The sequence below is a fragment of the Mycobacterium sp. 1164985.4 genome, from assembly GCF_001668575.1.
GTDB lineage: Bacteria > Actinomycetota > Actinomycetes > Mycobacteriales > Mycobacteriaceae > Mycobacterium.
On sequence record NZ_LZMD01000085.1, the window covers coordinates 1 to 24,450 of the forward strand.

General features: G+C 65.8%; 24 protein-coding genes. 20 read left to right on the top strand and 4 right to left on the bottom strand.

The window, feature by feature from the left end:
• A partial coding sequence (locus A5650_RS18590) for a TCP-1/cpn60 chaperonin family protein (RefSeq protein WP_286150386.1) occupies positions 1 to 665 on the top strand: 665 nt, incomplete at its 5' end.
• A 52-nt stretch (positions 666 to 717) separates the two neighbouring features.
• Positions 718 to 2,229, top strand: coding sequence for an adenylate/guanylate cyclase domain-containing protein (locus tag A5650_RS18595; protein WP_067294706.1), 1,512 nt, complete (start codon positions 718 to 720; stop codon positions 2,227 to 2,229).
• A gap of 253 nt (positions 2,230 to 2,482) precedes the next feature.
• Here the strand turns inward: A5650_RS18595 and A5650_RS18600 are convergent, their stop codons facing one another.
• Entirely contained in the window at positions 2,483 to 3,043 is a 561-nt protein-coding gene (locus A5650_RS18600; protein WP_067294709.1) for an OsmC family protein, read from the bottom strand.
• 80 nt (positions 3,044 to 3,123) lie between these two features.
• Between A5650_RS18600 and A5650_RS18605 the strand changes: the two genes are divergently transcribed.
• From A5650_RS18605 to A5650_RS18635, 8 genes are all read left to right on the top strand, one after another.
• A complete protein-coding gene (locus A5650_RS18605) occupies positions 3,124 to 3,771 on the top strand; it encodes a TetR/AcrR family transcriptional regulator (RefSeq protein ID WP_067294714.1) in 648 nt (215 codons plus the stop codon).
• Between the two features lie 130 nt (positions 3,772 to 3,901).
• Complete coding sequence (locus tag A5650_RS18610; protein ID WP_067295415.1) at positions 3,902 to 5,302, top strand: sugar porter family MFS transporter; 1,401 nt, start codon at positions 3,902 to 3,904, stop codon at positions 5,300 to 5,302.
• Positions 5,303 to 5,343: 41 nt separating this feature from the next.
• Positions 5,344 to 6,486 carry an N-acetylglucosamine-6-phosphate deacetylase gene (gene nagA, locus A5650_RS18615; RefSeq protein WP_067295418.1) on the top strand — a complete coding sequence of 381 codons (1,143 nt, stop codon included), beginning with the start codon at positions 5,344 to 5,346 and terminating at the stop codon, positions 6,484 to 6,486.
• A 76-nt stretch (positions 6,487 to 6,562) separates the two neighbouring features.
• Positions 6,563 to 8,080, top strand: a complete 1,518-nt coding sequence (locus A5650_RS18620; RefSeq protein ID WP_067294717.1) for an adenylate/guanylate cyclase domain-containing protein — start codon at positions 6,563 to 6,565, stop codon at positions 8,078 to 8,080.
• A gap of 81 nt (positions 8,081 to 8,161) precedes the next feature.
• The gene (locus tag A5650_RS26930) at positions 8,162 to 8,347 is read left to right on the top strand and encodes a nuclear transport factor 2 family protein (RefSeq protein WP_197501919.1); all 186 of its coding nucleotides are present in this window, start codon (positions 8,162 to 8,164) and stop codon (positions 8,345 to 8,347) included.
• 237 nt (positions 8,348 to 8,584) lie between these two features.
• Positions 8,585 to 10,108, top strand: a complete 1,524-nt coding sequence (locus A5650_RS18625; protein ID WP_067294721.1) for an adenylate/guanylate cyclase domain-containing protein — start codon at positions 8,585 to 8,587, stop codon at positions 10,106 to 10,108.
• 238 nt (positions 10,109 to 10,346) lie between these two features.
• Positions 10,347 to 10,688, top strand: a complete 342-nt coding sequence (locus A5650_RS18630; protein ID WP_067295421.1) for a hypothetical protein — start codon at positions 10,347 to 10,349, stop codon at positions 10,686 to 10,688.
• Between the two features lie 34 nt (positions 10,689 to 10,722).
• Positions 10,723 to 11,091, top strand: a complete 369-nt coding sequence (locus A5650_RS18635) for an Rv1352/Rv1906c domain-containing protein (RefSeq protein ID WP_067294725.1) — start codon at positions 10,723 to 10,725, stop codon at positions 11,089 to 11,091.
• Positions 11,092 to 11,101: 10 nt separating this feature from the next.
• Here A5650_RS18635 and A5650_RS18640 read toward each other — a convergent pair whose 3' ends face one another.
• Positions 11,102 to 11,467, bottom strand: coding sequence for a cupin domain-containing protein (locus A5650_RS18640; RefSeq protein ID WP_067294729.1), 366 nt, complete (start codon positions 11,465 to 11,467; stop codon positions 11,102 to 11,104).
• A 108-nt stretch (positions 11,468 to 11,575) separates the two neighbouring features.
• Between A5650_RS18640 and A5650_RS18645 the strand changes: the two genes are divergently transcribed.
• Positions 11,576 to 12,433: a LysR family transcriptional regulator gene (locus tag A5650_RS18645; RefSeq protein WP_067294732.1), complete on the top strand. Its 858-nt coding sequence runs from the start codon at positions 11,576 to 11,578 to the stop codon at positions 12,431 to 12,433.
• A gap of 227 nt (positions 12,434 to 12,660) precedes the next feature.
• The gene (locus A5650_RS18650) at positions 12,661 to 13,713 is read left to right on the top strand and encodes a 3-deoxy-7-phosphoheptulonate synthase (protein ID WP_067294737.1); all 1,053 of its coding nucleotides are present in this window, start codon (positions 12,661 to 12,663) and stop codon (positions 13,711 to 13,713) included.
• Between the two features lie 13 nt (positions 13,714 to 13,726).
• Here A5650_RS18650 and A5650_RS18655 read toward each other — a convergent pair whose 3' ends face one another.
• A complete protein-coding gene (locus tag A5650_RS18655; RefSeq protein WP_067091257.1) occupies positions 13,727 to 14,017 on the bottom strand; it encodes a WhiB family transcriptional regulator in 291 nt (96 codons plus the stop codon).
• Positions 14,018 to 14,386: 369 nt separating this feature from the next.
• On the opposite strand from A5650_RS18655, the gene A5650_RS18660 reads away from it, so the two are divergent.
• The 3 genes from A5650_RS18660 (at position 14,387) to A5650_RS18670 (ending at position 16,935) form a co-directional block, all read left to right on the top strand.
• A complete protein-coding gene (locus A5650_RS18660) occupies positions 14,387 to 15,169 on the top strand; it encodes a hypothetical protein (RefSeq protein WP_067294741.1) in 783 nt (260 codons plus the stop codon).
• Between the two features lie 88 nt (positions 15,170 to 15,257).
• The gene (locus A5650_RS18665) at positions 15,258 to 15,836 is read left to right on the top strand and encodes a sigma-70 family RNA polymerase sigma factor (protein WP_067295424.1); all 579 of its coding nucleotides are present in this window, start codon (positions 15,258 to 15,260) and stop codon (positions 15,834 to 15,836) included.
• The gene (locus tag A5650_RS18670) at positions 15,829 to 16,935 is read left to right on the top strand and encodes an anti-sigma-D factor RsdA (protein ID WP_067294744.1); all 1,107 of its coding nucleotides are present in this window, start codon (positions 15,829 to 15,831) and stop codon (positions 16,933 to 16,935) included. Before A5650_RS18665 ends, A5650_RS18670 begins: the two co-directional genes overlap by 8 nt.
• 1 nt (position 16,936) lies before the next feature.
• On the opposite strand, the gene A5650_RS18675 is transcribed toward A5650_RS18670, so the two are convergent.
• Positions 16,937 to 17,341, bottom strand: coding sequence for a DUF5319 domain-containing protein (locus tag A5650_RS18675; RefSeq protein ID WP_067294747.1), 405 nt, complete (start codon positions 17,339 to 17,341; stop codon positions 16,937 to 16,939).
• A 148-nt stretch (positions 17,342 to 17,489) separates the two neighbouring features.
• Here A5650_RS18675 and guaB point away from each other — a divergent pair, with 148 nt between their 5' ends.
• The 5 genes from guaB to mdlC all read left to right on the top strand — a co-directional run bounded on the left by guaB (position 17,490) and on the right by mdlC (position 24,433).
• Positions 17,490 to 19,043, top strand: a complete 1,554-nt coding sequence (gene guaB / locus A5650_RS18680) for an IMP dehydrogenase (RefSeq protein ID WP_067295427.1) — start codon at positions 17,490 to 17,492, stop codon at positions 19,041 to 19,043.
• Between the two features lie 22 nt (positions 19,044 to 19,065).
• Positions 19,066 to 20,193, top strand: coding sequence for a GuaB3 family IMP dehydrogenase-related protein (locus A5650_RS18685; protein ID WP_156744205.1), 1,128 nt, complete (start codon positions 19,066 to 19,068; stop codon positions 20,191 to 20,193).
• A 72-nt stretch (positions 20,194 to 20,265) separates the two neighbouring features.
• Positions 20,266 to 22,002 carry a GMC oxidoreductase gene (locus tag A5650_RS18690; protein WP_067294754.1) on the top strand — a complete coding sequence of 579 codons (1,737 nt, stop codon included), beginning with the start codon at positions 20,266 to 20,268 and terminating at the stop codon, positions 22,000 to 22,002.
• Positions 22,003 to 22,030: 28 nt separating this feature from the next.
• The gene (phoU, locus tag A5650_RS18695) at positions 22,031 to 22,690 is read left to right on the top strand and encodes a phosphate signaling complex protein PhoU (RefSeq protein WP_067294757.1); all 660 of its coding nucleotides are present in this window, start codon (positions 22,031 to 22,033) and stop codon (positions 22,688 to 22,690) included.
• A gap of 129 nt (positions 22,691 to 22,819) precedes the next feature.
• The gene (gene mdlC, locus A5650_RS18700) at positions 22,820 to 24,433 is read left to right on the top strand and encodes a benzoylformate decarboxylase (protein WP_067295430.1); all 1,614 of its coding nucleotides are present in this window, start codon (positions 22,820 to 22,822) and stop codon (positions 24,431 to 24,433) included.
• Positions 24,434 to 24,450 lie beyond the last annotated feature (17 nt).

The following is a 24,450-nucleotide window of genomic DNA, read 5'->3' on the forward strand; positions in this document are numbered from 1 at the left end:
TCGACGATCGTGGTGCTGTCCTTGTTGACCGCAACGCGCCGGGCGGTGCCGAGCACCTCGAGGCCCACCTCGCGCAGCTGCGGGCCGAGATCGAGGTCTCCGACTCCGAATGGGACCGCGAGAAGCTCGAGGAGCGCTTGGCCAAGCTGGCCGGCGGTGTCGCCGTGATCCAGGTGGGTGCCGCGACCGAGACCGACCTGAAGAAGCGCAAGGAAGCCGTCGAGGACGCAGTGGCGGCGGCCAAGGCGGCCGTCGAGGAGGGCGTGATCGCCGGTGGCGGTGCGGCGCTGGTCCAGACGCGCGGTGCGCTGGACAAGTTGCGCGACAGCGTGTCCGGTGACGAGCGCCTCGGCGTCGAGCTGTTCTCGGCGGCGCTCGGGTCTCCGCTGTACTGGATCGCCACCAACGCCGGCCTGGACGGCGCGGTCGTGGTGAACAAGGTGACGGAGTCGCCTGCGGGACATGGCTTCAACGCCGCGACCCTGACCTTCGGTGACCTGGCGGCCGACGGTGTCGTCGATCCGGTCAAGGTGACGCGTTCGGCGGTGTTGAACGCGGCGTCGGTGGCCCGCATGGTGCTCACCACCGAGACCGCGGTCGTCGACAAGCCGGAGGAACCCGAGGATGACGGCCACGGCCACGGACACGGCCACCACCATCACTGATCAGTAGTTCGAAACACCCCCGGTCACCAGGCCGGGGGTGTTTTGTTCTGACATGGACCGCATCTGGCAGTGGGCATGGGACCGGTATGGACCAAGGTATTCGTGGGCGATATGGGGAGTCACGTTGGCCTCGATGCTGGTGACCTACATCCTGTGGTCGCAGCTTCTCGTCGCTTTCGAGGACTCGGATCGCTATGTCGCGGCGGCGGTGGTCACAGCAATCGCCGTTCTGGTGAATGCGTCGGTGTCGATACTTCCCGCCAGCCGGATGTTTCGTCGGGCGCATCAGTGGGCGGCCGGTCGCGAAGTTGACCGCACGCAGGCTCTGACAGACACGTACGCCTGGAGCCGAGCTGCGAGCGTCCGAGCGATCTGCTTCCTGCCTGTTTGGACCGCACTGATCACGGTTTCCGTCGGCGCGGTGGCGGGAGCGACGGGATGGCGGCTGGCCCAGTACGCAATCCTGGGTGCCGCATTGGGCATCGCCATGGCGCTGCTCGGCATGCACACCTCTGTGCAGGGAGCGATGCGTCCGATTCGAGCCGCACTTGCCGCCGATACCGTAATCGGTGACCAGCTGCCCCGCTCACATCCGACCTTCGCGGCGTGGCTCAACGTCGCGATGCTGGGCTCTCTGTTCGCTTCTACAGTCATCGGCGCGACGCTGGGCATCGTGTGGGATTCTGCCGCAAAATCTCCGGCGCTTCTCGTCTTAATCGGTTGCGTGGCAATCGGTCTCTACTGGCCGATCACCGTCAGCGGCGTCGTTCTACCGTCTTTGCGGCCGATTCGCGACCTCGCCGGCGGAACTGAACGGGTCGCCGTCGGTGATTACACGCAGCACCTGCCCGTGGTCCAAGACGATGACTTGGGAGCGCTCGCGGCGTCGTTCAATCGCATGCAGACGGGACTGGTTGAGCGGCAACGACTCCAGGCCGCCTTCGGCACCTACGTCGACCCAGCGCTTGCCGGCCGTCTCCTCGAGCAGGGTGACGACGTGTTTACCGGTGAGCGCCGCGAGGTGACGGTGATGTTCGTCGACATCCGCGACTTCACGCCCTTTGCGGAGGCCAACCCCGCCGAGGACGTCGTCGCCCGGCTCAACGCGTTGTTCGAGATCGTGGTGCCAGCCGTGGTCGACGCCGGCGGGCATGTGAACAAGTTCCTCGGCGACGGCGCACTGGCCGTGTTCGGCGCTCCTAACGACGTTGCAGGTCATGCCGATGCCGCGGTCAGTACCGCGGTGTTGATTCAGCGTCTCGTCGGCGAGCGATTCGAGGGAGCGCTTCGGATCGGCATCGGAATCAACACCGGCACAGTCATTGCGGGCACCATCGGTGGGGCAAGCAAGCTGGAATTCACGTTGATCGGCGACGCCGTCAACGTCGCTGCCCGCGTCGAGCAGCTCACCAAGACCACCGGTGACGCGATTCTGCTCACCGAGCAGTGCGTCAACGCTCTGACTTCACGACCGCCCGGACTGAGAGACCGCGGACCACATGCGCTTAAAGGTAAGTCAGCCGCCGTGCAGCTTTTTGGACTCGCCCCTGGGATGGCTCGTTGAGGATGACAGTCGGCACCACCGAGACTGCGGTGGTCGACAACGCGGAGGAACGGGGTAGAGACGGCCACGGACACGGCCACCACCATCACTGATGCGAACGAGGGACCACCCGCTACGGCGGGGGGTTTTTTCGTCTCTGCAGATCGCTGCAGTAGCGACTGATCATCTCTTGTTGGGCCGTTTTGCGGACGGTGCCCGAGGCGTTCTGGTCGGGATATCTTTGACACCCAGACGCGGACAGCGTGCGGGTCACTCAGGCTCGGGCTACGTCGATGGCGACGGGGACTGGATTGGCGATCAAGTCGCGGACGGGCGAGTAGCGAGTGAGGCTGGCGATCTCGGCGAGCTGATTGTCATCGAAGTCGCCGGTGACCTTTATCGTGGCCCGGATCTGCTCATACCCAGGGCGTACACTGTCGTTGAGCCCGAGGATGCCCTGCGCGTCCAGGTCCCCTTGGATCGTGGCTTCTAGCCCCGCCAGTGCTATGCCGCGGGCGGCGGCGTGGAAGACGATTGTGCCGGTGAGACATGCCGCAAGGGCGTGGAGAACATATTCGCTGGCATTGGGCGCCCGGTTCTGACCGAGCAGGACCGGCGGCTCGTCGGCATCCACAGTGAACGTCGCCGTGCGGGAGGCGTCTTCTTGGCCGACGCCGTAGAAGTCCTTGATCGTCGTGCGGCTGTAGCTGCCGTCGATCCACTCGTGGCTGGCACGGAATTGAAACCGTCCTAACGCAGGGTCGGCGGCAACGGCGTCCATCGTCGCCGATATCTGGCTGACGTCGAGGCCATTAACGGTGGTGGTCGCGTACATGATGAGCTCCTATTTGAGTAGATGGCACGATCGGTCGTGCTAACTGAGAAGAGTACGACCGATCGTGCTATGTTGTCAATATGGCGACTGAAACGATCCGTGCACGACGAGCGCCGCGCGCCGACGGCGAACGAACCCGCAGCGCGATCCTGCGTACCGCCGCGTCGCTAGCCACCGTCGACGGCCTGGAGGGGCTTTCCATCGGGAACTTGGCCGCCGCGACTGGCATCAGCAAGAGCGGCCTCTACGCCCACTTCGGCAGCAAACAGCAACTGCAGTTGGCCACCGTGGAGGAAGCGGAGCGGATTCTCGACGCGGAGGTCATACAGCCCGCGTTAGGTGCTCACCCCGGCCTGGCCCAACTGGTAGCGGTATGCGAAGCGTTCTTTGGCTACCTGCAGCGGCGGGTATTCCCCGGCGGCTGCTTCTTCGCTGCCACTGCGCTGGAGATGGGCACCCGTCCAGGTCCCGTCAAGGAACGGATCGCCGCCTTCCAGGACAGCTTCGTGGCGATGCTTCGAGATATTGCGGTCACCGCGATTGAGCAGCACGAACTTCCCCCCTCCGACGACCCCGACCGGCTCGCATTCGAACTACACGCGTCGCTCCTAGCCGCCGATGCCAGATTTGTACTGCACGACGACCCAGCAGTTCTGGACCTGGCCCGACAAGTCGTCCGCCAGCGGCTAGGACTGGTCGACGAACCCACGCAGACCGAACGGACGTAGCGGCATTTCCGATAAGCGGTCAGCGTGGCTGATCGCGTCGAGCAACTCGGGGGCGCGTCTGGCAGTGCCACTCCGGCCATATCCTTAGACTTTCGCCACCGGCGAAAGGATCAACGTGGGCAACACCGCTATCCGTCGGTCCCCCCGCCTGGGACCGCTGGTGGCCATCGCGGCCGCCAGTGTCGGCATCATCTACGGCTACGACCTCTCCAACATCGCCGGCGCGCTTCTGTTCATCACCGACGAGTTCGGGCTGACCACCCGGCAGCAGGAATTGGTGACCACAGCGATAGTCATCGGCCAGATCGCCGGGGCGGTGGGCGGCGGGATGCTCGCCAACGCCATTGGACGCAAGAAGTCGATGGTGCTCGTCGCCGTTGCGTACGCAGCCTTTGCGCTTCTCAGCGCGCTATCGGTATCGGTGCCCATGCTGCTGGTGTCGCGCTTTCTGCTGGGTCTCACCATCGGCGTGTCGGTGGTGGTCGTGCCGGTGTTCGTCGCCGAATCGGCACCGGCGAAGATTCGCGGTTCGCTACTGGTCGCCTATCAGGTGGCCACGGTCGTCGGCATCATCATCGGCTATTTGGCCGCGTACTTCCTGGCCGGCTCGGGCAGCTGGCGGTGGATGCTCGGCCTGGCCGCGATACCCGCGGTGCTCGTCACGCTGCTGCTCCTGTGGATGCCGGACACCGCCCGGTGGTACATGCTCAAGGGCCGGGTCGACGAAGCCCGCCAAACGCTGCGGCGTGTCGAGGCGAGCGCCGATGTCGAGGTCGAACTCGCCGAGATCAGCCGCGCACTCAAGGAGGAGACCGGGGGCGCGGTGCGCGAGATGCTCCGGCGGCCCTACATTCGCGCCACGGCTTTCGTGGTGGTGCTCGGTTTCTTCATCCAGATCACCGGCATCAACGCGATCGTCTATTACAGCCCCCGACTGTTCGAGGCCATGGGTTTCGAAGGAAACTTCGCACTGCTGATACTCCCAGCGCTGATCCAGGTGGCTGCTTTGGCAGCGGTGTTCGTCTCACTGATGCTGGTCGATCGAGTAGGTCGACGACCGATCCTGCTGGGCGGTATCGCAATGATGGTGGCCGCCAACGCCGTGCTCATCGGCGTCTTCGTGGCCGGCACGGAGTTCGGTGGTGCGCTCACCACGATCGGATTCCTCGGCGTGCTGCTTTTCACGATCGGGTTCACCTTCGGCTTCGGCGCGTTGGTCTGGGTTTACGCCGGTGAGAGCTTCCCCACTCGGCTTCGGTCTATGGGTTCGAGTGCGATGCTCACCTCCGATCTGGTGGCCAATGCCATCATCGCCGCCTTCTTCCTGACGATGCTCAATTCGCTGGGCGGTGGGGGGACATTTGCGCTGTTCGGCGTCTTCGCGCTGGCCGCGCTGGTTTTCGTCTATCGATTCGCGCCGGAGACCAAGGGCCGCCAGCTCGAGGAGATCCGGCACTTCTGGGAAAACGGCGGGCGCTGGCCTGAGAAGGCCGACGGCGCGGCAGAGGACCTCAACACGTTGAAACAATGACGGCGGACACGGCGCGGGCTGCACAGGGTCACGGAGATGCGGTGACGCTCATCGCGGCGGGGACCATCGTCCTGGAAGACCGGGTCTGCAAGCCGGGCTGGTTGGCTACCTCTGCCGGTCGAATCATCGACTGCGCGCCCGGCCCCGCACCGCGACCGCCCGACCACGACTTCCCGGACCACGTAGTGGTGCCCGGGTTCGTCGACATGCACGTGCACGGGGGCGGCGGTGCGTCCTACGCCGACGGCATCAGCTCAAAGATCGAACAGGCAGCCGAGTTCCACCTGCGCCACGGCACCACCACGACGGTGGCCAGCCTGGTCACCGCCTCACCGGAGGACCTCTTGCGCCACGTGCGCGTGCTCGCCGAGATGGCTCGGCAAGAAACGGTCGCCGGCGTGCACCTGGAAGGCCCCTGGCTGAGTGCGGTGCGCTGCGGTGCACACGACGCAACACTGATGAGGGACCCAGATCCCGCCGAGATCGACGCTCTTCTCACGGCCGCGGACGGCACAATCCGAATGGTTACGCTGGCGCCAGAACTGCCGGGCAGTCGGGAAGCCATCAACCGCTTTGCGGACGCGGATGTGGTCGTCGCCATCGGCCATACAGATGCCAGCTACGACGACGCGCAGCGAGCGATCGAATCGGGCGCGACCGTCGGTACCCATGTGTTCAACGCGATGCGGCCACTACACCATCGCGACCCGGGTCCGGCGTTGGCGCTACTGGAGGACCCGCGGATCACGGTGGAGGTCATTGCGGACGGCGTGCACCTTCATCCCGCGCTCGTGCGGCGGGTCATCGAGATGGTCGGCCCCGGTCGCGTCGCGCTGATCACCGACGCAATGGCGGCAGCTGGACTGCCGGACGGCTCGTTTCGAATCGGCGCAGTCGAAGTGGAGGTCGCCGAACGTGTCGCGCGTGTGCGCGGGATGTCGACGATCGCCGGCAGCACGACGACCATGGATCAGCTTTTCCGGACAGCGGTGGGTCAACTCGGCGGCTCGGATGAGGCGCTGGCCAAGGCGGTACGGATGACGGCGACCACCCCGGCCTGCGCGTTGAAGCTCAAGCATGTCGGCTGCCTGCGCGTCGGCTTGGATGCCAATTGTGTTGTACTGGACGAAGATCTACGGGTTCAGCAGGTGATGCGCAACGGTTCGTGGCTGCCCCACTGCTAGCAGCACCTAAATTCGACATGGCCCGGGGCCCAACGATTCGCAGCAGCTCACGCGCTGCGACGTTTAGTCTCCCGCCATGGACCGAATTTGGCAGTGGGCGTGGGATCGCTTCGCGCCGCAGTACACATGGCTAATGTGCGCGATTTCGTTGCCTCTCCTGTTGCCAATCTGGCTGTTCGCGTCATTCATCGTGGTTGCATTCGAGCATTCCGATCGATACGCACAAGGGGGCGCAGTCACCCTGGTTGCGGTCCTGGTGCTGCTCTACATATTGATCCTTCCGGGCATGGGCGATAGTCGTTACCTGGAAAAGTGGGCCGCCGGCCAAGACGTCGATCGGATGGTTGCTCTCACAGCCAGTTACACGTGGGCACGGAGAACCATCGTCCGCGCGTTGGTAGCAAACCCGATCTGGGCCGCCGTGCTGCTGGTCGTCATCGGCGCATTCAACGACGCACCGGCGTCCCGACTCGTCCAGTACGGGATTCTCGGATTCGTCCTTGGTGCTCTGGTCCAGCTGATCGGCGTCCATAGCGTCGTAGAAGGATCGATGCGGCCGCCGAGGGCGGCTATCGCCGATGAAAGCGGGGCAGGTGACTCGCTGCCGCGTTCTCGGCCGACCTTTGCCACGTGGTCGAGCGTGTCGATGCTCGCGGTGGCGTTCATCTTCGCCATTGCCGGCGCGGTCTTAGCAGCGGTGTTGGGAAACGTATCCGAACTGCCCGCGATGGCAGTGGCTATCGGGTGTGCAATGACGATCGGCTTCGCGGTGCCGATCACCGTTGGCTCGGCGTTTGCGCCGTCTTTGCAGCCAGTTCGCGATCTCGCCCGGGGAACCGAGCGCATTGCGGCCGGTCACTACACCCAACGTCTGCCGGTGGTTCAGGATGACGATCTGGGCGCGCTGGCTGCATCGTTCAATCGCATGCAAGCGGGTTTGGCCGAGCGGCAACGGCTTCACGCTGCATTCGGCACCTACGTGGACCCGACCCTGGCCGCGCGACTGCTTGAGCAGGGCGATGACGTCTTCACCGGCGAGCGTCGCGAGGTGACGGTGATGTTCGTCGACATTCGCGATTTCACGCCGTTCGCGGAGGCCAGACCCGCAGAGGAGGTTGTGGGCCGCCTCAACGCGTTGTTCGGGATCGTGGTGCCCGCGGTCGTTGATGCCGGTGGACATGTCAACAAGTTCCTCGGCGACGGCGCGCTGGCCGTGTTCGGTGCGCCGAACGACCTTGTGTCTCACGCCGATGCGGCTCTGGAGGCGGCAGTGTTGATCCAACGTCTCGTCGCCGAGCGGTTTGGCGGGGAGGTTCGGATCGGCATCGGAATCAACACCGGCACTGTGATCGCGGGAACCATCGGCGGCGGAACGAAACTCGAGTTCACGTTGATCGGCGACACCGTCAACGTCGCAGCCCGGGTCGAGCAGCTGACCAAGGCCACTGCAGACACGATCCTGCTTACGGATCGAACAGTTGCCAGCCTGGTTTCGCGACCGCCGCGACTCGTCGATCGGGGATTGCATGCCGTCAAGGGCAAGTCCGCAGAGGTGAGAGTCTTCTGCCTGGGACTCAGCACCCCGACTGGTTGACGACTTACCTCCGAACACCGCCGAGACCGCGGTCATGAAAGTGACCCGTCCGCAAGCCGCTCGGCTTCTAATCTGTGCGATGTGGGTGAAGTGACGGATGGCGCTGCAGGCACAATCGATCGATTTTTGGCAGCTTGGAAACGAGCCGATGCCGACGAGCTGATGGGCTTCTTCGCCGACGATTCCGAGTGGCATCCAGACCCGATGAAGCCTGCACTCGGCAAGGCCGCTGCACGAACGCACGGACCACTTCACGCTCATCGGTAAGGAGATCGCCACGCCTGTGGCGGAAGCTTTCGTGGTCCCATGGAGGCCTCATCCACGCCTGGCGGGAATACTTCGACATGTCGCCGTTTGTCATCGCACGAAGCTAATTCGCGCCCATCCGATTGCCGGGGTTCTCACGTCGACACCGTGGCCCTCGGCCGACAGACTCTGTTGATCACCGAAACTTAGCCGAAGAAACGCCCCCCTGTTCGTCGGCGGGGGTGTTCCGTTATCGGTATGGATCGCATCTGGCAATCGGTTTGGGACCGGTACAAATCGAGGTATTCGTGGGCGTGCTGGGTGCTCACGCTTCCCTTGGCGCTACCGGTGTATCTCGCGTGGTCATTGGGCATTGTCGCCTTCGAGGATTCTGATCGGTACACGGAGGCGACCGTGGTGACGGTGATTGCCGTGCTCGCGTACCTCTGTGTGGTGGTGGGTCCCGGCGGGCGAGATGCCCGCCTCATTGAGCGGTGGGCCGCCGGTGAAGATATCGATCCCGAACGCGCACTGCGAGCGACATACAGCTATGGGCGGAGAGTGATTACGAAGAGCGTAGTTGTCACCCTCGGTTGGATCGCGGCTCTCTTCGTCGGTATCGGAATCATTGCCGGAGCGAGCGAATCGCGGCTCATCCAGTACGCGATCCTGGGCGCTGTCGTCGGCACGGCCGGCCAGCTGATCACGGTGCACAGTTACGTCGAAGCCACGCTGCGACCCGCCAGGGCCGCGATTGCCCCGCATACGGATATCGCCGATTCCCTGCCTCGGTCTCACCCGGAGTTCGCTACATGGACCAACGTAGCGATGCTTGCGGTGGGCTTCGCCTTTGCCGTCGCGGGCGCAATTCTGGGAGCCGTTCTCGACGTGGCCAGGCATGGCCCAGCGCTCGCAATGGTGATTGGTGGTGTACTCGTGTTCCTCATCGGTCCATCGCTTTGGGCCGCGTATTCGCCTCTCCTGCAACCTCTTCGCGACCTCGCTGCGGGAACTGAACGTGTCGCTGCCGGTGATCTCAGCCAACGCCTCCCAGTAGTGCAAGATGATGATCTCGGCGCGCTCGCGGCCTCCTTCAACCGGATGCAGGCTGGCCTGACTGAACGTCGGAGATTGCAGGCCGCATTCGGGACGTACGTCGATCCCTCCTTGGCCGCGCGCCTACTCGAGCAAGGGAGTGATGTCTTCAGCGGTGAGCGGCGTGAGGTGACAGTGATGTTCGTCGACGTCCGCGACTTCACGAGGTTCGCTGAGGCGAACAGCGCCGAGGACACCGTTGCGCATCTCAATGCGTTGTTCGAGATCGTCGTGCCGGCCGTCGTTGATGCCGGTGGGCACGTGAACAAGTTTCTCGGCGACGGAGCTCTGGCGGTGTTCGGGGCACCCAACGGACTGGCCGGGCATGCCGACGCTGCGGTGACCGCCGCGATGCTGATTCATCGTCTAGTCGCCGAACGGTTCGGCGACACACTTCGCATTGGTGTGGGTATCAACACCGGGACGGTGATCGCGGGGACGATCGGTGGCGGCGGCAAGCTCGAATTCACACTGATCGGTGACACCGTGAATGTGGCGGCTCGCGTCGAGCAGCTCACCAAGGCCACCGGTGACGCAATTTTGTTGACGCAGCAATCGTTCGACGCTTTGACGTGTCCGCCGCTTGGGCTCATCGAGCGGGGACTTTACGAAGTCAAGGGTAAGTCGGCAGCTGTGAAGGTGTATGGGATCAATTCCAATGAGATTCATTCACAACCGCTTTCGTGAAAAGTTGAACGGCGGCCTTGCATGGTTCGTCCTCGTTCGCGGATGAGCGACTCGAGCTTGCACCAATGTCCGTTTCGCCGAGTCGCGCGCAATGCTTCGCTGAATCGTCGGAAACGCGCCATCGTCCCTGTAACGGGTTTATGTTCACCAAGCGGGGACATAGCCGCAACCTGCGGCTGTCGAGCCGGGATGGTCTCAGCGTCGCACCCCGCCCGAGAGGGGGACTCCAGTGAAGACGATGATGAGGAAGCTCACGATCAGCATCATGCTGGCAGCTGCCGCCTTGGTCGGATTGGCAGCTGGCCCGGCAACCGCACAAGACCGCCATGTGCAAATCATCAATGAAACACAGCACGCGATCGTGCACTTCTACGCGTCGAATATCGGTCGCGACACTTGGGAGGAAGACATCCTCGGTGAGAGCGTGCTACCGGTCGGCCAGTCGGTCAACGTCAACATCGATGACGGGTCTGGTGCCTGCCTGTATGACTTCAAGGCAGTGTTCGACGACGGTGATGAGTTGGTTCGCAACAGAATTGACGTCTGCACCGTCGGCACTTACCGCTACACGGAGGGCTGAGTCCGCGAACACTTGACGGGAGGTGGTAGGACGTATGCCACTGACGCGTCTGATTCGTGCTGCAGCCGGACTGGTCGCCTGCACGGCTGCGGTGGCGACTGCATTGCCGGTCGCCGCCGATCTGTTGAACCCAATCCCCGGCAACGGATTTTTCATCGTCGGAGCCGACATCGCGCCAGGCGTCTACAACACCGCCGGTTCGGCGTCGACCTGGGGCGTGTGGATCAACGATGCGCCGACACAGGACTCAATGTGCGTGTGGTTCACCTACGGCACGCCGGATACGGATAAGGACAACGTCGTTGCGACGAACATGTCCGTTGGGCCGATGAACGCGAACATCAACTCCTCGGTGAAAGCCTTCGAATCGAGGAACTGTCAGCCCTGGACTCGCGTCACCTGAATCCGACGATTTAATCGGTCGCGACGTGTGGCGGGTCGTAAATCACCAGGAACACAAGATCTTCCGCTCCGGTATTGACCAAACTGTGTTCAGCGTTCGCCGGCACCTTGACGAAGGTGCCGGGTGTGACGTCCCAGCTCTGATCGCCGATCCGCATGCAAGCGGTCCCGGTCAGAAAGAAAAAGGCGTGGTTGTAGCCGTGGTGGTGCGGCTGCGATCCGCCCGCGGGCCCGAACTTGGTCAGTTGCGCGCTGAACAATTCGGAGTACTGGGCGCCGACCAGGTCGTCGCTGATCCAAAACGCCCGACCGAGATCGGTCCCGTGCCAAACGATGTCCTCCGGCGCATACACGGACGGCAGAGTTTTCGCTTCCATGGGGTCTCCTTCTAGATGAGGCTTACGATTACTTGAACGTTTTGAACAAGCAAGCGTTGATAACTTCTGCGTTATAGCGCGATCACCCGGGTGTTATAGGGGGGACAGTTGCCGACTCTGGTGCAGCTCAACACCTTCGTGACGGTGGCCGAACAGGGCGGCTTCACGGCCGCGAGCCGTCGACTTGGGTTGTCTCAACCGGCCGTCAGCCGTGCCATCGCCACACTGGAGAACGAGATTGGCGCGCCCCTGTTCGTCCGCCGTCGGGATGGTCTCGCGTTGACCGAAGCCGGCTCCGTTGCGCTCACGCACGCGCGAGAAGCGGTGCGGCAGTTGACATTGATGCGCACGGAGGTCGCCGGCCTGACAGGCGATGTCACAGGCACGTTGAGGTTGGCCAGCCTGCCGACCGCAACCGCTTCGTTCATCGCGCCACAGTTGCGCGCATACGCGCACCGCCACCCGGCAGTTGCGATCCGGTTGCTCGAGGGGAGCGAGGAAGAAATCTTGGATTGGCTCGACCAGGGCGCCGTCGAAGCCGGTGTGGTCAGCCTGCCCGTCAAAGGCATGCAGGTTGCGGTGCTCGGCGACCAGACCCTTGCTGCGGTGATGGCTGCCGATTCCGACCTGGCGTCGAAGGAGACCGTCACCTACGTCGACTTGGCGAGCGAGCCGTTCGTCCGCGGCAAGGGCGGCTGCGCCGACGTGTTCATGCCCATTGCACGGAAGGCCGGTGTCGAGTTCGACTTGGCGTTCGACGCGCGTGAGATCGTCGCAGCGCTGGAGATTGTGCGGGCGGGCCTCGGTGTGAGCATCCTGCCCGTCGCCGGCCTACCCGACGTGCCAGGAGTCGAGGTGCGACCGTTGGTTCCCGAGACCGTCCGTCGCCTCGGTGTCGCGGTATCTGCGAGCGCGTCCGGAGCTGCGCGGGCGTTTCTCGACCAAATCGCCGCCCTCAACCGTTGACCGTTTTGGCGAACGCCCGGAGCCCGGTATAACCTGGTCGGCGTGAACTCTGCGGTGCGCGTCGGCTATTGGCGCTTTATCGAGGCTCCGGGCGGAGCCGATAAAGCGCAGCGCTAAGCCACGCATCCACCCGGAGCCCAGGCAGTGACCATCAGGTCGCTGCCTTTCGTCATTAAAGGGCCCGGGGTCGAACCGGGCGCCGCAACTCGAGAAAGGCACCCGAGAACATGAACCTTGCGCAGACCGCCACTCCGCCCGCCACCTCTGACCGGCGGGTCCGCGGTTTCAGCGAGATTCCCAGCCCGCACTCGGTGCTCAGCGAATTCCCGCTCGGCGCCCGGCGCGCCGAGCGCGTCGTGCGTGACCGGGAAGAGATCGCCGAGATTCTCGCGGGCCGCGACGAGCGGCTGCTGGTGGTCGTGGGGCCGTGCTCGGTGCACGACCCGGCCGCTGCGCTGGACTACGCCAGCCGGCTGGCCAAGGTCGCCGACGAGCTCAGCGACCGCCTGAAGATCGTGATGCGGGTGTATTTCGAGAAGCCGCGCACCACGATCGGCTGGAAGGGCCTGATCAATGATCCGGGCATGGACGGCACCTTCGACGTCGCCCGCGGCCTGCGTACCGCCCGTCACCTGCTGCTCGACATCGTCGACATCGGGTTGCCGGTCGGCTGCGAGTTCCTCGAGCCGACCAGCCCGCAGTACATCGCCGACGCCGTCGCTTGGGGTGCCATCGGCGCCCGGACCACCGAATCCCAGGTACACCGCCAGCTGGCATCCGGTCTGTCGATGCCCGTCGGGTTCAAGAACGGCACCGACGGCAACATCCAGGTCGCCGTCGACGGGGTCAAGGCCGCCGCCGCCGCGCACGTCTTCTTCGGCATGGACGACCTCGGCCGGGGAGCCCTGGTGAACACTGCAGGCAACGAGGACTGCCACGTGATCCTGCGCGGCGGCACCAACGGACCGAACTGGGACGCCGATGTCGTGCAGGCCACCGCGGCCAAGCTCACCGCGGCCGGATTGCCCGGTCGCGTCGTGATCGATTGCAGCCACGCCAATTCGGGGAAGGATCACGTCCGACAGGCGCAGGTCGCCGCCGAGGTGGCGCAGCTGGTGCGTGCCGGCCTACCGGTCAGCGGTGTGATGCTCGAGAGCTTCCTCGTCGCCGGTGCGCAGGCCCCCGAAGCCCATCCGCTGACCTACGGGCAATCGGTCACCGACAAGTGCATGGACTGGGCGACGACGGACCGGGTGCTGCGGGAGCTGGCCGAGCGCTAGCCGCACACAGCCTTCAGGAGGCCCGCCGGATTCCGCGCTTCAGCAAAAGCTCGCGCTCGGATTCCGACAGCCCACCCCAGATGCCGTATGGCTCACCCACGGCGAGCGCGTGCGCGCGGCACTGGGCGATCACCGGGCACCGCCGGCACATCTCCTTCGCACGCATCTCGCGTTGAGCGCGGGCGCGGCCGCGCTCTCCGTCGGGATGAAAGAACATGGAGGAATCGACGCCTCGACAAAGCCCGGCCATCTGCCAATCCCAAATGTCTGCGTTAGGACCGGGCAGCTGCTGCGGTTGTGGCATTGGAAACCCCTCTCTGCACACCCATTTCGGAAACGAATGGATGAGTGAGTTCAAAACCGATTCGAGCTCAAGTCGCCGATGACCACTCGTGGAGACAAAGTATGGGCGCTCGCGAAATCTCGTCAATAGCCCGCACATGTGCTTATTGGCATAACCGCAGGCCCAGAATTTACCTCACGTTCATCATTGCGACCCACAGGCAACGAGAACGGTGCTAAGCCGACGGATGGTCGTCGACCGCCGAACGCATTTTTCCAGTTCGCGCGAATTGAACGTGCGCTGGCAAATTTAGGCCGCTAACACGCACGTAACATTGCGACCACCAACTGTTAACCAAGGTTGAGCGGCAATTGATACCGTCGCCACTCGATGTCCGCAGAAATCGTTCTGTCAATGGCCGCATTCGGTGACGATCCCGGGCGCTGGCCGTTGCCTCCCGGCGCCACGCCGCACGAGTTGTGGCTGCGTGCCGTCGCGGCTGGCGGGCAGGGGCGGTACGCCAGTGCGCGGGTTGATCTGGCCGCGCTGGTGCGCAGCGGCGGCCGAGAGCGCGCGCTGGCACACAGCGCCGAGGCGTCGTTTCTGCGCCAGCTCGGTTGGCACGCCCGCGCGCGGCGATGGGACGGACGGGCGTTGGCACTGGCCGGGTCGGATGTCGAGGCGGCTGCGGATGCGTTGATCGGCCTGGGCGCCGACGCATTGGGCGTGGGGCGGTTCGACGCGGCTGCGCGCGCGCTGGACCGCGCAGCCGAGCTGATGTCGGATTCGCCGGTGCCGCGGCTACGGGTGCGGCTGGCCTGGGTGTCGGCCGAACTGGCGATGGCGCGCGGAGGAGGGGAGGCCGCGGTCGGGCACGCCGAGCGTGCCGTCGAGGCGGCCGCGGCGTTTCGCTCGGTGCGTCACGAAGTGAAGTCGTCGGTCGTGTTGGCCGCCGCCCGGTGCAGCGCCGGTGACCTCGCCGGCGCGCGCTCGGTGGCCGATGCGGCGCTCGACGAGACGCAGCGCTTCGGAATGGTTCCGCTGCAATGGGCGTTGGCTTGCTTGCTGGCCGACATCGGCAGCGCCGAGCATCCGGCACAGGACATGGTGGCGCTGCGCGATGCTTGTGCCGATACAGTGCGTCGGCGGGGCGGCGTGTGGTCGGTGCGGTAACCGGGTCCACGCGGAAGTGAAAGTTATTGTTTAGCTGACCGACCTACCAAGCTCGGTCCTGTTCGTAACGTTGGAGAGATCGCTCACGATGACACTTTCGGGAGAACGTCTCGATGCTGTCGTTGCTGAGGCTGTGGCAGGAAACCGGGACGCACTCCGGGAGGTGCTGGAGACCATCCGTCCGATCGTTGTTCGGTATTGCCGGGCGAGGGTGGGGGCGACAGAGCGCAGTGGCCTCTCAGCAGACGACGTTGCCCAGGAGGTTTGCTTGGCCGCCATCACGGCGCTGCCGCGTTACAAGGATCAGGGACGCCCATTCCTGGCCTTCGTGTACGGCATTGCCGCCCACAAGGTTGCTGACGCGCATCGCGCAGCAGCCAGGAATCGATCCGACCCGACCGATGTCGTGCCGGAGCGATACTCGCTGGACGCCGGACCCGAGCAGATGGCCCTCGACGCCGAGGCGTCGGCGCGGATGAACAAGCTCCTGGCCGTGCTTCCCGAGAAACAGCGCGAGATCCTGATCTTGCGCGTCGTCGTGGGGATGAGCGCCGAGGAGACCGCGGAGGCGGTCGGCAGCACGCCGGGCGCCGTGCGCGTCGCCCAGCACCGCGCGCTCGCGAAACTGAAGTCCGAGATCGTGGCGACGGGGCGTGACTATGCCTGACTTCGGACGTTGGACTGCGAACGGGGGAGATCCCTCGCTCAACGAGATCAACCGCACCGATCGGTTCCTCGATTCGCTGGCCACACAGCAGCCGGTGTACTCGACCGATCCGAACGAGGCGGAACTCGCCCAGCTGCTCGCCGGTTGGCGCGACGAGATCCGTGGTGCTCCTCTGACCGCCACGGTCACGCCGCGCGACGCGGTGCTGGCGCTTGACCGGGCCGCGGCATCGCGCCGCCGCACGCGCACGTCCCTGGCGGTCGTGGGGTCCGCCGCGGCCGCGGTGTTGTGCATCGGCGGTTTCGGTGCGGTGGTGGCCGGTTCGGGCCCGGGCGACTCGCTGTACGGCCTGCGCACCATGCTCTTCGGCGAGCGGCACGACACCCGCGACGACGCGGTCGTCCTCGCGGCGCAGACGCAGATGGCCGAGGTGCAGCAACTGATCGACCAGGGCCAGTGGCAGGCCGCTCAGGACAAGCTGCAGACGCTGACGACGACCGTGGCGACCGTGAACGACACGCAGCGCAAGGAACAGCTGGTCAGCCAGTGGCAGGATCTGACGGTAAAGGTCGAGGCGCAGGATCCCGCGGCGACCATCCCGCCGGGCGCTCCGCCGCCGACCTTCCCCGAGGTCGTCGTGCTGACTCCGGGCGAGGGCACGACGTCGTCGGAAACCTCCGGGCCGTCGGACACCACGTCGCCGTCGCCGGAAACTTCCGGGCCGTCGGAGACGACGCCTCCATCTGTCACGACGCCGCCGTCCGCAACGCCGTCACCGTCGTCCCCGCCACCGTCGACGACGGTCCTGCCGGGCAGCCCACCGCCGACCTCGGTGCCCACCGCCGATCTGCCGACGGTGAGCGCCACCCCGCAACCGACCGCACTGCCGACACCGACGCTGCAACCGACACCGTCGGCGAGCGCACCGCTACCGACGCCGAGCACTCGGGTTCAGATTCCGACGCCCCCGTCACCGCCATCGGTGGTCGAGCAGGAGGAGCAACCGCCGGCCGAGCCGACGCTGAGGCAACCGCCATCCGCGCCGAAGACGGCGGCCACGACCGTGACCGTGCCGGATGCGGTGGAGGAACCGAGCTAGTTCAGCGGAAGCCGTCGGTCTCCGACGTCGCCTCGTTGAGCGATGCGTCGGCGTAGCCCCGGCAGTAATCCCACGTCACGTAGGCGTCGGGTTCGGGATCGTAAGCGGGCTCGTGCGGGCGCACCGTGCCGTCGACCAGCAGCTGCAACAGGTTGGCGCGCAGCATGTCCCAGTCGTGGTAGTGGTCCTGCTGGCATTCGTCGCAGCACACGACCAGACCGCGGATCCCCCGGTGTGCAAGAAGTGCCTCGTACACCGCCAGATCGGCGAGATCGGCCTCGACCGCGGTCCGCTCCTGTGGGTCCAGCGGCTGGCCTGGCTCGAGCGCGTCGAGGGCAGCCGAAGGGTCGCACGGGTCATCGGCGAACGGGTCCGGTGGCAAACCCGGTGGCAGGTGGTCACGCACGAGTCCACCCTACGCAGCAGGGCGGGGATCGCGCTAGCCGTCACGCCGACGCGCCACGTGAGGCCGGGATGCCGACCGGCAGCCGATAGGATGGTTCTTTAGCTCGACGACTGTGTTCGGCTGCGTTTTGTATCTGGAGGCCCCCACCATGTCGATCGCCGAAAGCAGCATCCCCATCGCGGTGCCGGTGCCGACCGGCGGGGATGACCCGACGAAAGTCGCCATGCTCGGCTTGACCTTCGACGACGTGCTGTTGCTGCCCGCCGCTTCCGACGTGATCCCCGCCACCGCCGATACCTCGAGCCAGTTGACCAAGAAAATCCGGCTCAAGGTGCCCCTGGTGAGTTCGGCAATGGACACGGTCACGGAGTCGCGCATGGCGATCGCCATGGCGCGTGCGGGCGGTATGGGCGTGCTGCACCGCAACCTCCCCGTGGCCGAGCAGGCCGGCCAGGTCGAGACGGTCAAGCGGTCCGAGGCCGGGATGGTCACCGATCCGGTGACCTGCTCGCCGGACAACACGCTGGCCGAGGTCGACGCGATGTGTGCGCGGTTCCGGATTTCCGGGCTGCCCGTCGTCGACGACACCGGCGAGCTGGTCGGCATCATCACCAACCGCGACATGCGGTTCGAGGTGGACCAGTCCAAGCCCGTCTCCGAGGTGATGACCAAGGCCCCGCTGATCACCGCACGCGAGGGCGTCTCGGCCGAAGCGGCGCTGGGACTGTTGCGCCGCAACAAGATCGAGAAGCTTCCGATCGTCGACGGGCACGGCAAGCTGACGGGGTTGATCACCGTCAAGGATTTCGTCAAGACCGAACAGTTCCCGTTGTCCACCAAGGACAAGGACGGCAGGCTGCTGGTCGGCGCCGCGGTCGGTGTCGGTGACGATGCGTGGACGCGGGCGATGACGCTGGTGGACGCGGGCGTCGACGTGCTGGTCGTGGACACCGCGCACGCTCACAACCGCGGCGTGCTCGACATGGTGAGCCGCGTCAAGACCGCCGTCGGCGACCGGGTCGAGGTCGTCGGCGGAAACGTGGCGACGCGTGCGGCCGCGGCGGCTCTCGTGCAGGCCGGTGCCGACGCGGTCAAGGTCGGGGTTGGCCCCGGCTCGATCTGCACCACCCGCGTAGTGGCCGGCGTCGGCGCGCCGCAGATCACCGCGATCTTAGAAGCGGTGGCGGCCTGTCGTCCGTATGGTGTGCCGGTGATCGCCGACGGCGGGCTGCAGTACTCCGGCGACATCGCCAAGGCGCTGGCGGCGGGTGCGTCGACCGCGATGCTGGGCTCGCTGCTGGCGGGCACCGCGGAGTCGCCCGGGGAGCTGATCTTCGTGAACGGCAAGCAGTTCAAGAGCTATCGCGGCATGGGATCACTGGGCGCCATGCAGGGCCGCGGCGCCGCCGGGTCGGTGCGCGGGTCGTACTCCAAGGACCGCTATTTCCAGGACGACGTGCTCAGCGAGGACAAGCTCGTGCCCGAGGGCATCGAGGGACGGGTACCGTTCCGGGGTCCGCTGGCAACGGTGATCCACCAACTCACCGGCGGACTGCGCGCCGCAATGGGCTACACCGGGTCGGCGACCATCGAACAGCTACAGCAGGCGCAGTTCGTGCAGATCACCGCGGCCGGGCTCAAGGAAAGCCATCCGCACGACATCACCATGACCGTCGAGGCCCCGAACTACTACACCCGCTAAGGAGAACTGGGCCGTGCGCGACATGGTTGAGATCGGCATGGGCAGAACCGCCCGCCGCACATACGAACTCGACGACATCAACATCGTCCCGTCGCGGCGCACCCGCTCGTCGCAGGATGTGTCGACCGCGTGGCAACTCGACGCCTACCGGTTCGAGATCCCGGTCGTGGCACATCCCACCGACGCGCTCGTATCCCCGGAATTCGCGATCGAGATGGGTCGGCTCGGCGGGCTGGCCGTGCTCAACGGCGAAGGCCTGATCGGCAGGCACGCCGACGTCGAAGCGAAGATCGCCCAGGTCGTCGAGGCGGCGGAGAAAGAGCCAGAACCCTCGGCGGCGGTCCGGCTGCTGCAGCAATTGCATGCCGCACCGCTCGACCCGGACCTGCTGGGCGCGGCGGTCGCGCGGATCCGCGAGGCCGGGGTGACGACGGCGGTGCGGGTCAGCCCGCAGAACGCGCAGGCGTTGACGCCCACCCTGCTGACGGCAGGCATCGACCTGCTGGTCATTCAGGGCACGATCATCTCCGCCGAACGCGTGGCCTCCAACGGCGAGCCGCTGAACCTCAAGACCTTCATCTCCGAACTCGACGTGCCGGTCGTCGCAGGCGGCGTCCTCGACCACCGCACCGCGCTGCACCTGATGCGGACCGGCGCGGCCGGTGTCATCGTCGGCTACGGCTCGACCAGCGGCGTGACCACCAGCGACGAGGTGCTCGGGATCAGCGTGCCGATGGCCACCGCGATCGCCGACGCGGCCGCGGCTCGGCGGGAGTACCTCGACGAAACCGGCGGACGCTACGTGCACGTCCTCGCCGACGGCGATATGCACACCTCCGGTGACCTGGCCAAGGCCATCGCGTGCGGTGCGGACGCGGTGGTGCTCGGCACGCCGCTGGCGTCCTCGGCCGAAGCGCTGGGTGGCGGTTGGTTCTGGCCGGCTGCCGCTGCCCACCCGTCCCTGCCTCGGGGCGCGTTCCTCCAGGTCGCGGTCGGAGAACGTCCAGCGCTGGAGCAGGTCCTGACTGGCCCCTCCGACGATCCGTTCGGCTCCTTGAACCTGGTCGGCGGGCTGCGCCGCTCGATGGCGAAGGCCGGCTACTGCGACCTCAAGGAGTTCCAGAAGGTCGGCCTGGCGGTCGGGAGCTGAGTCGACGACCCGCCGTCGCGCTCTGACCTCCGGCAATGGATAGTTACCCCTCGGTAACGTCATACTGGACGGATGGAACCTGACTACGACGTCCTGGTGATCGGTTCGGGGTTCGGCGGGAGCGTCACGGCGCTGCGGCTCACCGAAAAGGGCTATCGCGTCGGCGTGCTCGAAGCCGGCAGGCGGTTCGCCGACGAGGACTTCGCCAAGACCTCGTGGAATCTGCGCAAGTTCCTGTGGGCTCCGCAGCTCGGCATGTACGGCATACAGCGAATTCACCTGCTGCGCAACGTCATGATCCTCGCGGGCGCGGGCGTGGGCGGAGGCTCGCTGAACTACGCCAACACGCTGTACGTGCCGCCGGATCCGTTCTTCAACGATCCGCAGTGGAAGGACATCACGGACTGGCGCGCAGAGTTGATGCCGCACTACGACCAGGCGCAGCGGATGCTCGGCGTCGTGACCAACCCGACCTTCACCGATGCCGACCGCGTCGTCAAAGAGGTTGCCGACGAGATGGGTGTCGGTGACACGTTCGTGCAGACGCCGGTGGGCGTCTTCTTCGGCCCGGACGGGACGAAGGCGCCCGGCGAGACCGTGCCGGACCCGTACTTCGGCGGTGTCGGACCGGCACGCAAAGGCTGCATCGAGGTCGGCGAATGCATGACTGGCTGCCGGCACAACGCGAAGAACACGCTGATCAAGAACTACCTCTACCTTGCGGAAAAGTTCGGGACCAAGATCCACCCGATGACCACGGTCACCGGCTTCGAGCAGCGCCAGGACGGGCTGTGGGATGTGCACACCGTGCGGACCGGTCGCAAGGTGCGCAAGCACAAGCGCACCTTCACCGCGTCGCACGTGGTGCTGGCGGCCGGCACCTACGGCACGCAGCGGCTGCTGTTCAGGATGCGTGACAAGGGCAAGCTGCCCGACCTGTCGGACAAGCTCGGCGTGCTGACCCGCACCAACTCCGAATCAATCGTCGGCGCAGGACGATTCGAGGTGACCGACGACCTCAACCTGACGCACGGCGTGGCGATCACCTCGTCCATCCACCCGACCCCGGACACCCACATCGAGCCCGTGCGCTACGGCAAGGGCTCCAACGCCATGGGTCTGCTGCAGACATTGATGACCGACGGCGACGGCCCCGAAGGGTCGGATGTTCCGCGGTGGAAACAGCTGTTCCTCAACGCCCGCAAGGATCCCCGCGGCACGATCCGCCTGCTCAACGTCCGGCGGTGGAGCGAACGCACGCTGATCGCGCTGGTGATGCAGCACCTCGACAATTCGATCACCACCTACACGAAGCGCAACCGGTTCGGCATCACGCGCTACCTGAGCAAACAGGGCCACGGGGCGCCCAATCCGGCGTGGATCCCGGTCGGCAACCGGGTCACCCGGCGGATCGCCGAGAAGATCGACGGCGTCGCGGGCGGCACCTGGGGCGAGCTGTTCAACATCCCGCTCACCGCGCACTTCCTCGGCGGTGCCGCCATCGCCGACGACGCGCAACACGGCGTCATCGACCCGTATCACCGGGTGTACGGCTATCCGACGCTCTCCGTGCACGACGGAGCGGCGATCTCGGCGAATCTCGGTGTCAATCCGTCACTTTCGATTACCGCCCAGGCCGAGCGGGCCGCGTCGTTGTGGCCGAACAAGGGTGAGCAGGACCTGCGACCGGAGCAGGGGCAGCCGTACCGCCGGTTGGAGCCCGTCCCACCGCAGAACCCGGTCGTGCCCGGTCATGCGCCGGCGGCGTTGCGATGGCTGCCGATCGAACCGGTCAGCTCGGCTGGTTGAGAATCGCCGATTGGGGTAACTGTCGCAGATGCGGACCGCATACCAGGAGCAACTGGCCGCACTGAGTGCGCAACTCGGTGAGATGTGCGGGCTTGCGATCACCGCACTGGAACATGCCACGCGGGCCCTGCTGGACGCCGATCTGTCGCTCGCCGAGCAGGTCATCGCGGACCACGAGCACATCATCGCGCTGAACCGGCGGGTCGAGGAGTCTGCGCTGCGGATCCTCGCACTGCAGCAGCCCGTGGCAACCGACCTGCGCATGGTCATCGGCTCCATCCACATCGCCGCCGACCTCGATCGCATGGGCGCGTTGGCGGCCCACGTCGCGGGCATCTCGCGCCTGCGCCACCCGGACTGCGCCCTGCCTGCCGACGTGCGCGCGAGCTTCGCCGAGATGGGTGCGCGCGCGGTACAGCTCGCGAGGACGGCGCAGGAGGTGCTGCTGTCGCGTGATCCCGACGAGGCGGCGCGGCTGCGCGACGAGGACGACGCCGTCGATGCCGAGCACCGGCACCTGTTCACGCTGCTGATCGACCACAAGTGGCAGGACGGTGTGTGTTCGGCGGTGGACGTCGCGCTGCTCGGCCGCTACTACGAACGGTTCGCCGACCACGCCGTCGAGATCGGCAAGCGCGTGGTGTTCGAGGCGACCGGCGGTCTGCCCGGGCACAAGAAGATCGGGTGAGGTCTACCGGCTAGCGGTAAGAGCGACGTCGGAAAAGTCCACCGGGTAGATGCCCGGCAGCGTCGATGACCGCGAATGCCCCAGTCAGCGATGGTTTTCACACCAATCCATCACGACAGGGGTAATCCGATGACCGACCAGAAGACCGTCCACGAGGTGACCTTCGATCTGCTCCGTAAGCTCGGGCTCACAACAGTTTTCGGCAATCCGGGCTCGACCGAGCAGACGTTCCTGCAGAACTTTCCGGACGATTTCGAATACGTGCTGGCGCTGCAGGAGGCGTCGGCGGTGGCCATGGCCGACGCGTTCGCCCAGACGACCGGTAAGCCGGCGCTGGTGAATCTGCACACCGCCGCGGGCACCGGCAACGGGATCGGCAGCCTGGTGGCGGCCTACCGTGCCAACACCCCGCTGATCATCACCGCCGGACAGCAGACCCGCGAGATGTCGCTCGTCGACCCGTATCTGAACAATCCCGAAGCGACCGAGATGCCCAAGCCGTGGGTGAAGTGGTCCTATGAGCCGGCGCGCGCCGAAGACGTGCCTGCCGCGTTCATGCAGGCCTACGCGATGGCCATGCAGGCACCCAAAGGCCCGGTGTTCCTGTCCATCCCCCTCGACGACTGGGACAAGCCTGCGCTGGGACCCGCCGTCGTCAGGAGCGTCGCCGAGCGCGTCGCGCCGGACCCTGCCCGATTGGCGGAGTTCGCCGAGCGGATCAGCGCCGCGGAGCGCCCGATGCTGCTGCTCGGTCCGGAAGTGGACCGCGCCGGCGGCTGGGACGCGGGCATCGCGTTCGCCGAGAAGCTGCGGGTGCCGGTCTTTGGCAGCGCGCTGTCCGACCGGGTCTCGTTCCCCGAAGACCACCCGCTGTACGCGGGTCCGCTGGGGATGACGATCGCGGATGTCGAGCGGACCGTCCGCGGTCACGACCTGGTCGTCGTGATCGGCGCGCAGGTGTTCCGCTACTACCCGTATGTGGCGGGGGAGTACCTCCCCGAAGGGAGTGAGCTCCTGCAGATCACCTCCGATCCGCACCTGAGCGGGGTCGCCCCGGTTGGCGACAGCCTGATCGGCGACGTCACCATCGCGCTGCAACAGCTGACCGAGCTCATCAGCGTGCCCGCCGACCGCGAGCCGCCGGGACCGCTGGTCCGAAACCGCCAGTCGGAGGGGTCTTCTGAGGCTCCGATGACGTCCAACGCGGTCTACGAGACGCTCAGCACCGTAAAGCCCGACGACGCCGTGGTCGTCATGGAGTCGACGTCGACGATGCCCGACCTGTTCAACTGGTTGCCCACCACGCGGTCGGCGAGCTTCTTCGCGACCGGTAGCGGTGGCATCGGCTGGGGTCTGCCCGCCGCGGTGGGGCTCGCCCTGGCCGACCGGGCACGAGGCGTCAAGCGGCCGATCGTCGCCACCATCGGCGACGGTTCCTTCCAGTACTCCATCCAGGCGCTGTGGACGGCCGCGCAGCACAAGCTGCCGATCGTGTTCGTGGTGCTGCGCAACGGTGAGTACGCGATCCTGAAGTCGTTCGCGCTGCTCGAGAAGACGCCGCACGTGCCGGGACTCGACCTGCCAGGCCTTGACATCGCCTCGGTGGCAACCGGATTCGGATGCCATGCGGTCGACGTCACCAGCACCGACATGCTGGCCGACGAGTTCAAGACCGCGCTCGACGCCGACGGACCCACCGTGCTCGTCGTGCCCACCATCCCCCAACTGCCCCGCCTGGGCTGAGCCGGAAAGGACACTGC

What these genes read in the sequence shown, in the direction of transcription:
- A5650_RS18595 (WP_067294706.1), top strand. Translation starts at nt 718, where the DNA reads ATGGACCGCATCTGGCAGTGGGCATGGGACCGGTATGGACCAAGGTAT.
- A5650_RS18600 (WP_067294709.1), bottom strand. Translation starts at nt 3,043, where the DNA reads ATGTACGCGACCACCACCGTTAATGGCCTCGACGTCAGCCAGATATCG.
- A5650_RS18605 (WP_067294714.1), top strand. Translation starts at nt 3,124, where the DNA reads ATGGCGACTGAAACGATCCGTGCACGACGAGCGCCGCGCGCCGACGGC.
- A5650_RS18620 (WP_067294717.1), top strand. Translation starts at nt 6,563, where the DNA reads ATGGACCGAATTTGGCAGTGGGCGTGGGATCGCTTCGCGCCGCAGTAC.
- A5650_RS18625 (WP_067294721.1), top strand. Translation starts at nt 8,585, where the DNA reads ATGGATCGCATCTGGCAATCGGTTTGGGACCGGTACAAATCGAGGTAT.
- A5650_RS18630 (WP_067295421.1), top strand. Translation starts at nt 10,347, where the DNA reads ATGATGAGGAAGCTCACGATCAGCATCATGCTGGCAGCTGCCGCCTTG.
- A5650_RS18635 (WP_067294725.1), top strand. Translation starts at nt 10,723, where the DNA reads ATGCCACTGACGCGTCTGATTCGTGCTGCAGCCGGACTGGTCGCCTGC.
- A5650_RS18640 (WP_067294729.1), bottom strand. Translation starts at nt 11,467, where the DNA reads ATGGAAGCGAAAACTCTGCCGTCCGTGTATGCGCCGGAGGACATCGTT.
- A5650_RS18650 (WP_067294737.1), top strand. Translation starts at nt 12,661, where the DNA reads ATGAACCTTGCGCAGACCGCCACTCCGCCCGCCACCTCTGACCGGCGG.
- A5650_RS18655 (WP_067091257.1), bottom strand. Translation starts at nt 14,017, where the DNA reads ATGCCACAACCGCAGCAGCTGCCCGGTCCTAACGCAGACATTTGGGAT.
- A5650_RS18660 (WP_067294741.1), top strand. Translation starts at nt 14,387, where the DNA reads ATGTCCGCAGAAATCGTTCTGTCAATGGCCGCATTCGGTGACGATCCC.
- A5650_RS18665 (WP_067295424.1), top strand. Translation starts at nt 15,258, where the DNA reads ATGACACTTTCGGGAGAACGTCTCGATGCTGTCGTTGCTGAGGCTGTG.
- A5650_RS18670 (WP_067294744.1), top strand. Translation starts at nt 15,829, where the DNA reads ATGCCTGACTTCGGACGTTGGACTGCGAACGGGGGAGATCCCTCGCTC.
- guaB (WP_067295427.1), top strand. Translation starts at nt 17,490, where the DNA reads ATGTCGATCGCCGAAAGCAGCATCCCCATCGCGGTGCCGGTGCCGACC.
- A5650_RS18685 (WP_156744205.1), top strand. Translation starts at nt 19,066, where the DNA reads ATGGTTGAGATCGGCATGGGCAGAACCGCCCGCCGCACATACGAACTC.
- A5650_RS18690 (WP_067294754.1), top strand. Translation starts at nt 20,266, where the DNA reads ATGGAACCTGACTACGACGTCCTGGTGATCGGTTCGGGGTTCGGCGGG.
- phoU (WP_067294757.1), top strand. Translation starts at nt 22,031, where the DNA reads ATGCGGACCGCATACCAGGAGCAACTGGCCGCACTGAGTGCGCAACTC.
- mdlC (WP_067295430.1), top strand. Translation starts at nt 22,820, where the DNA reads ATGACCGACCAGAAGACCGTCCACGAGGTGACCTTCGATCTGCTCCGT.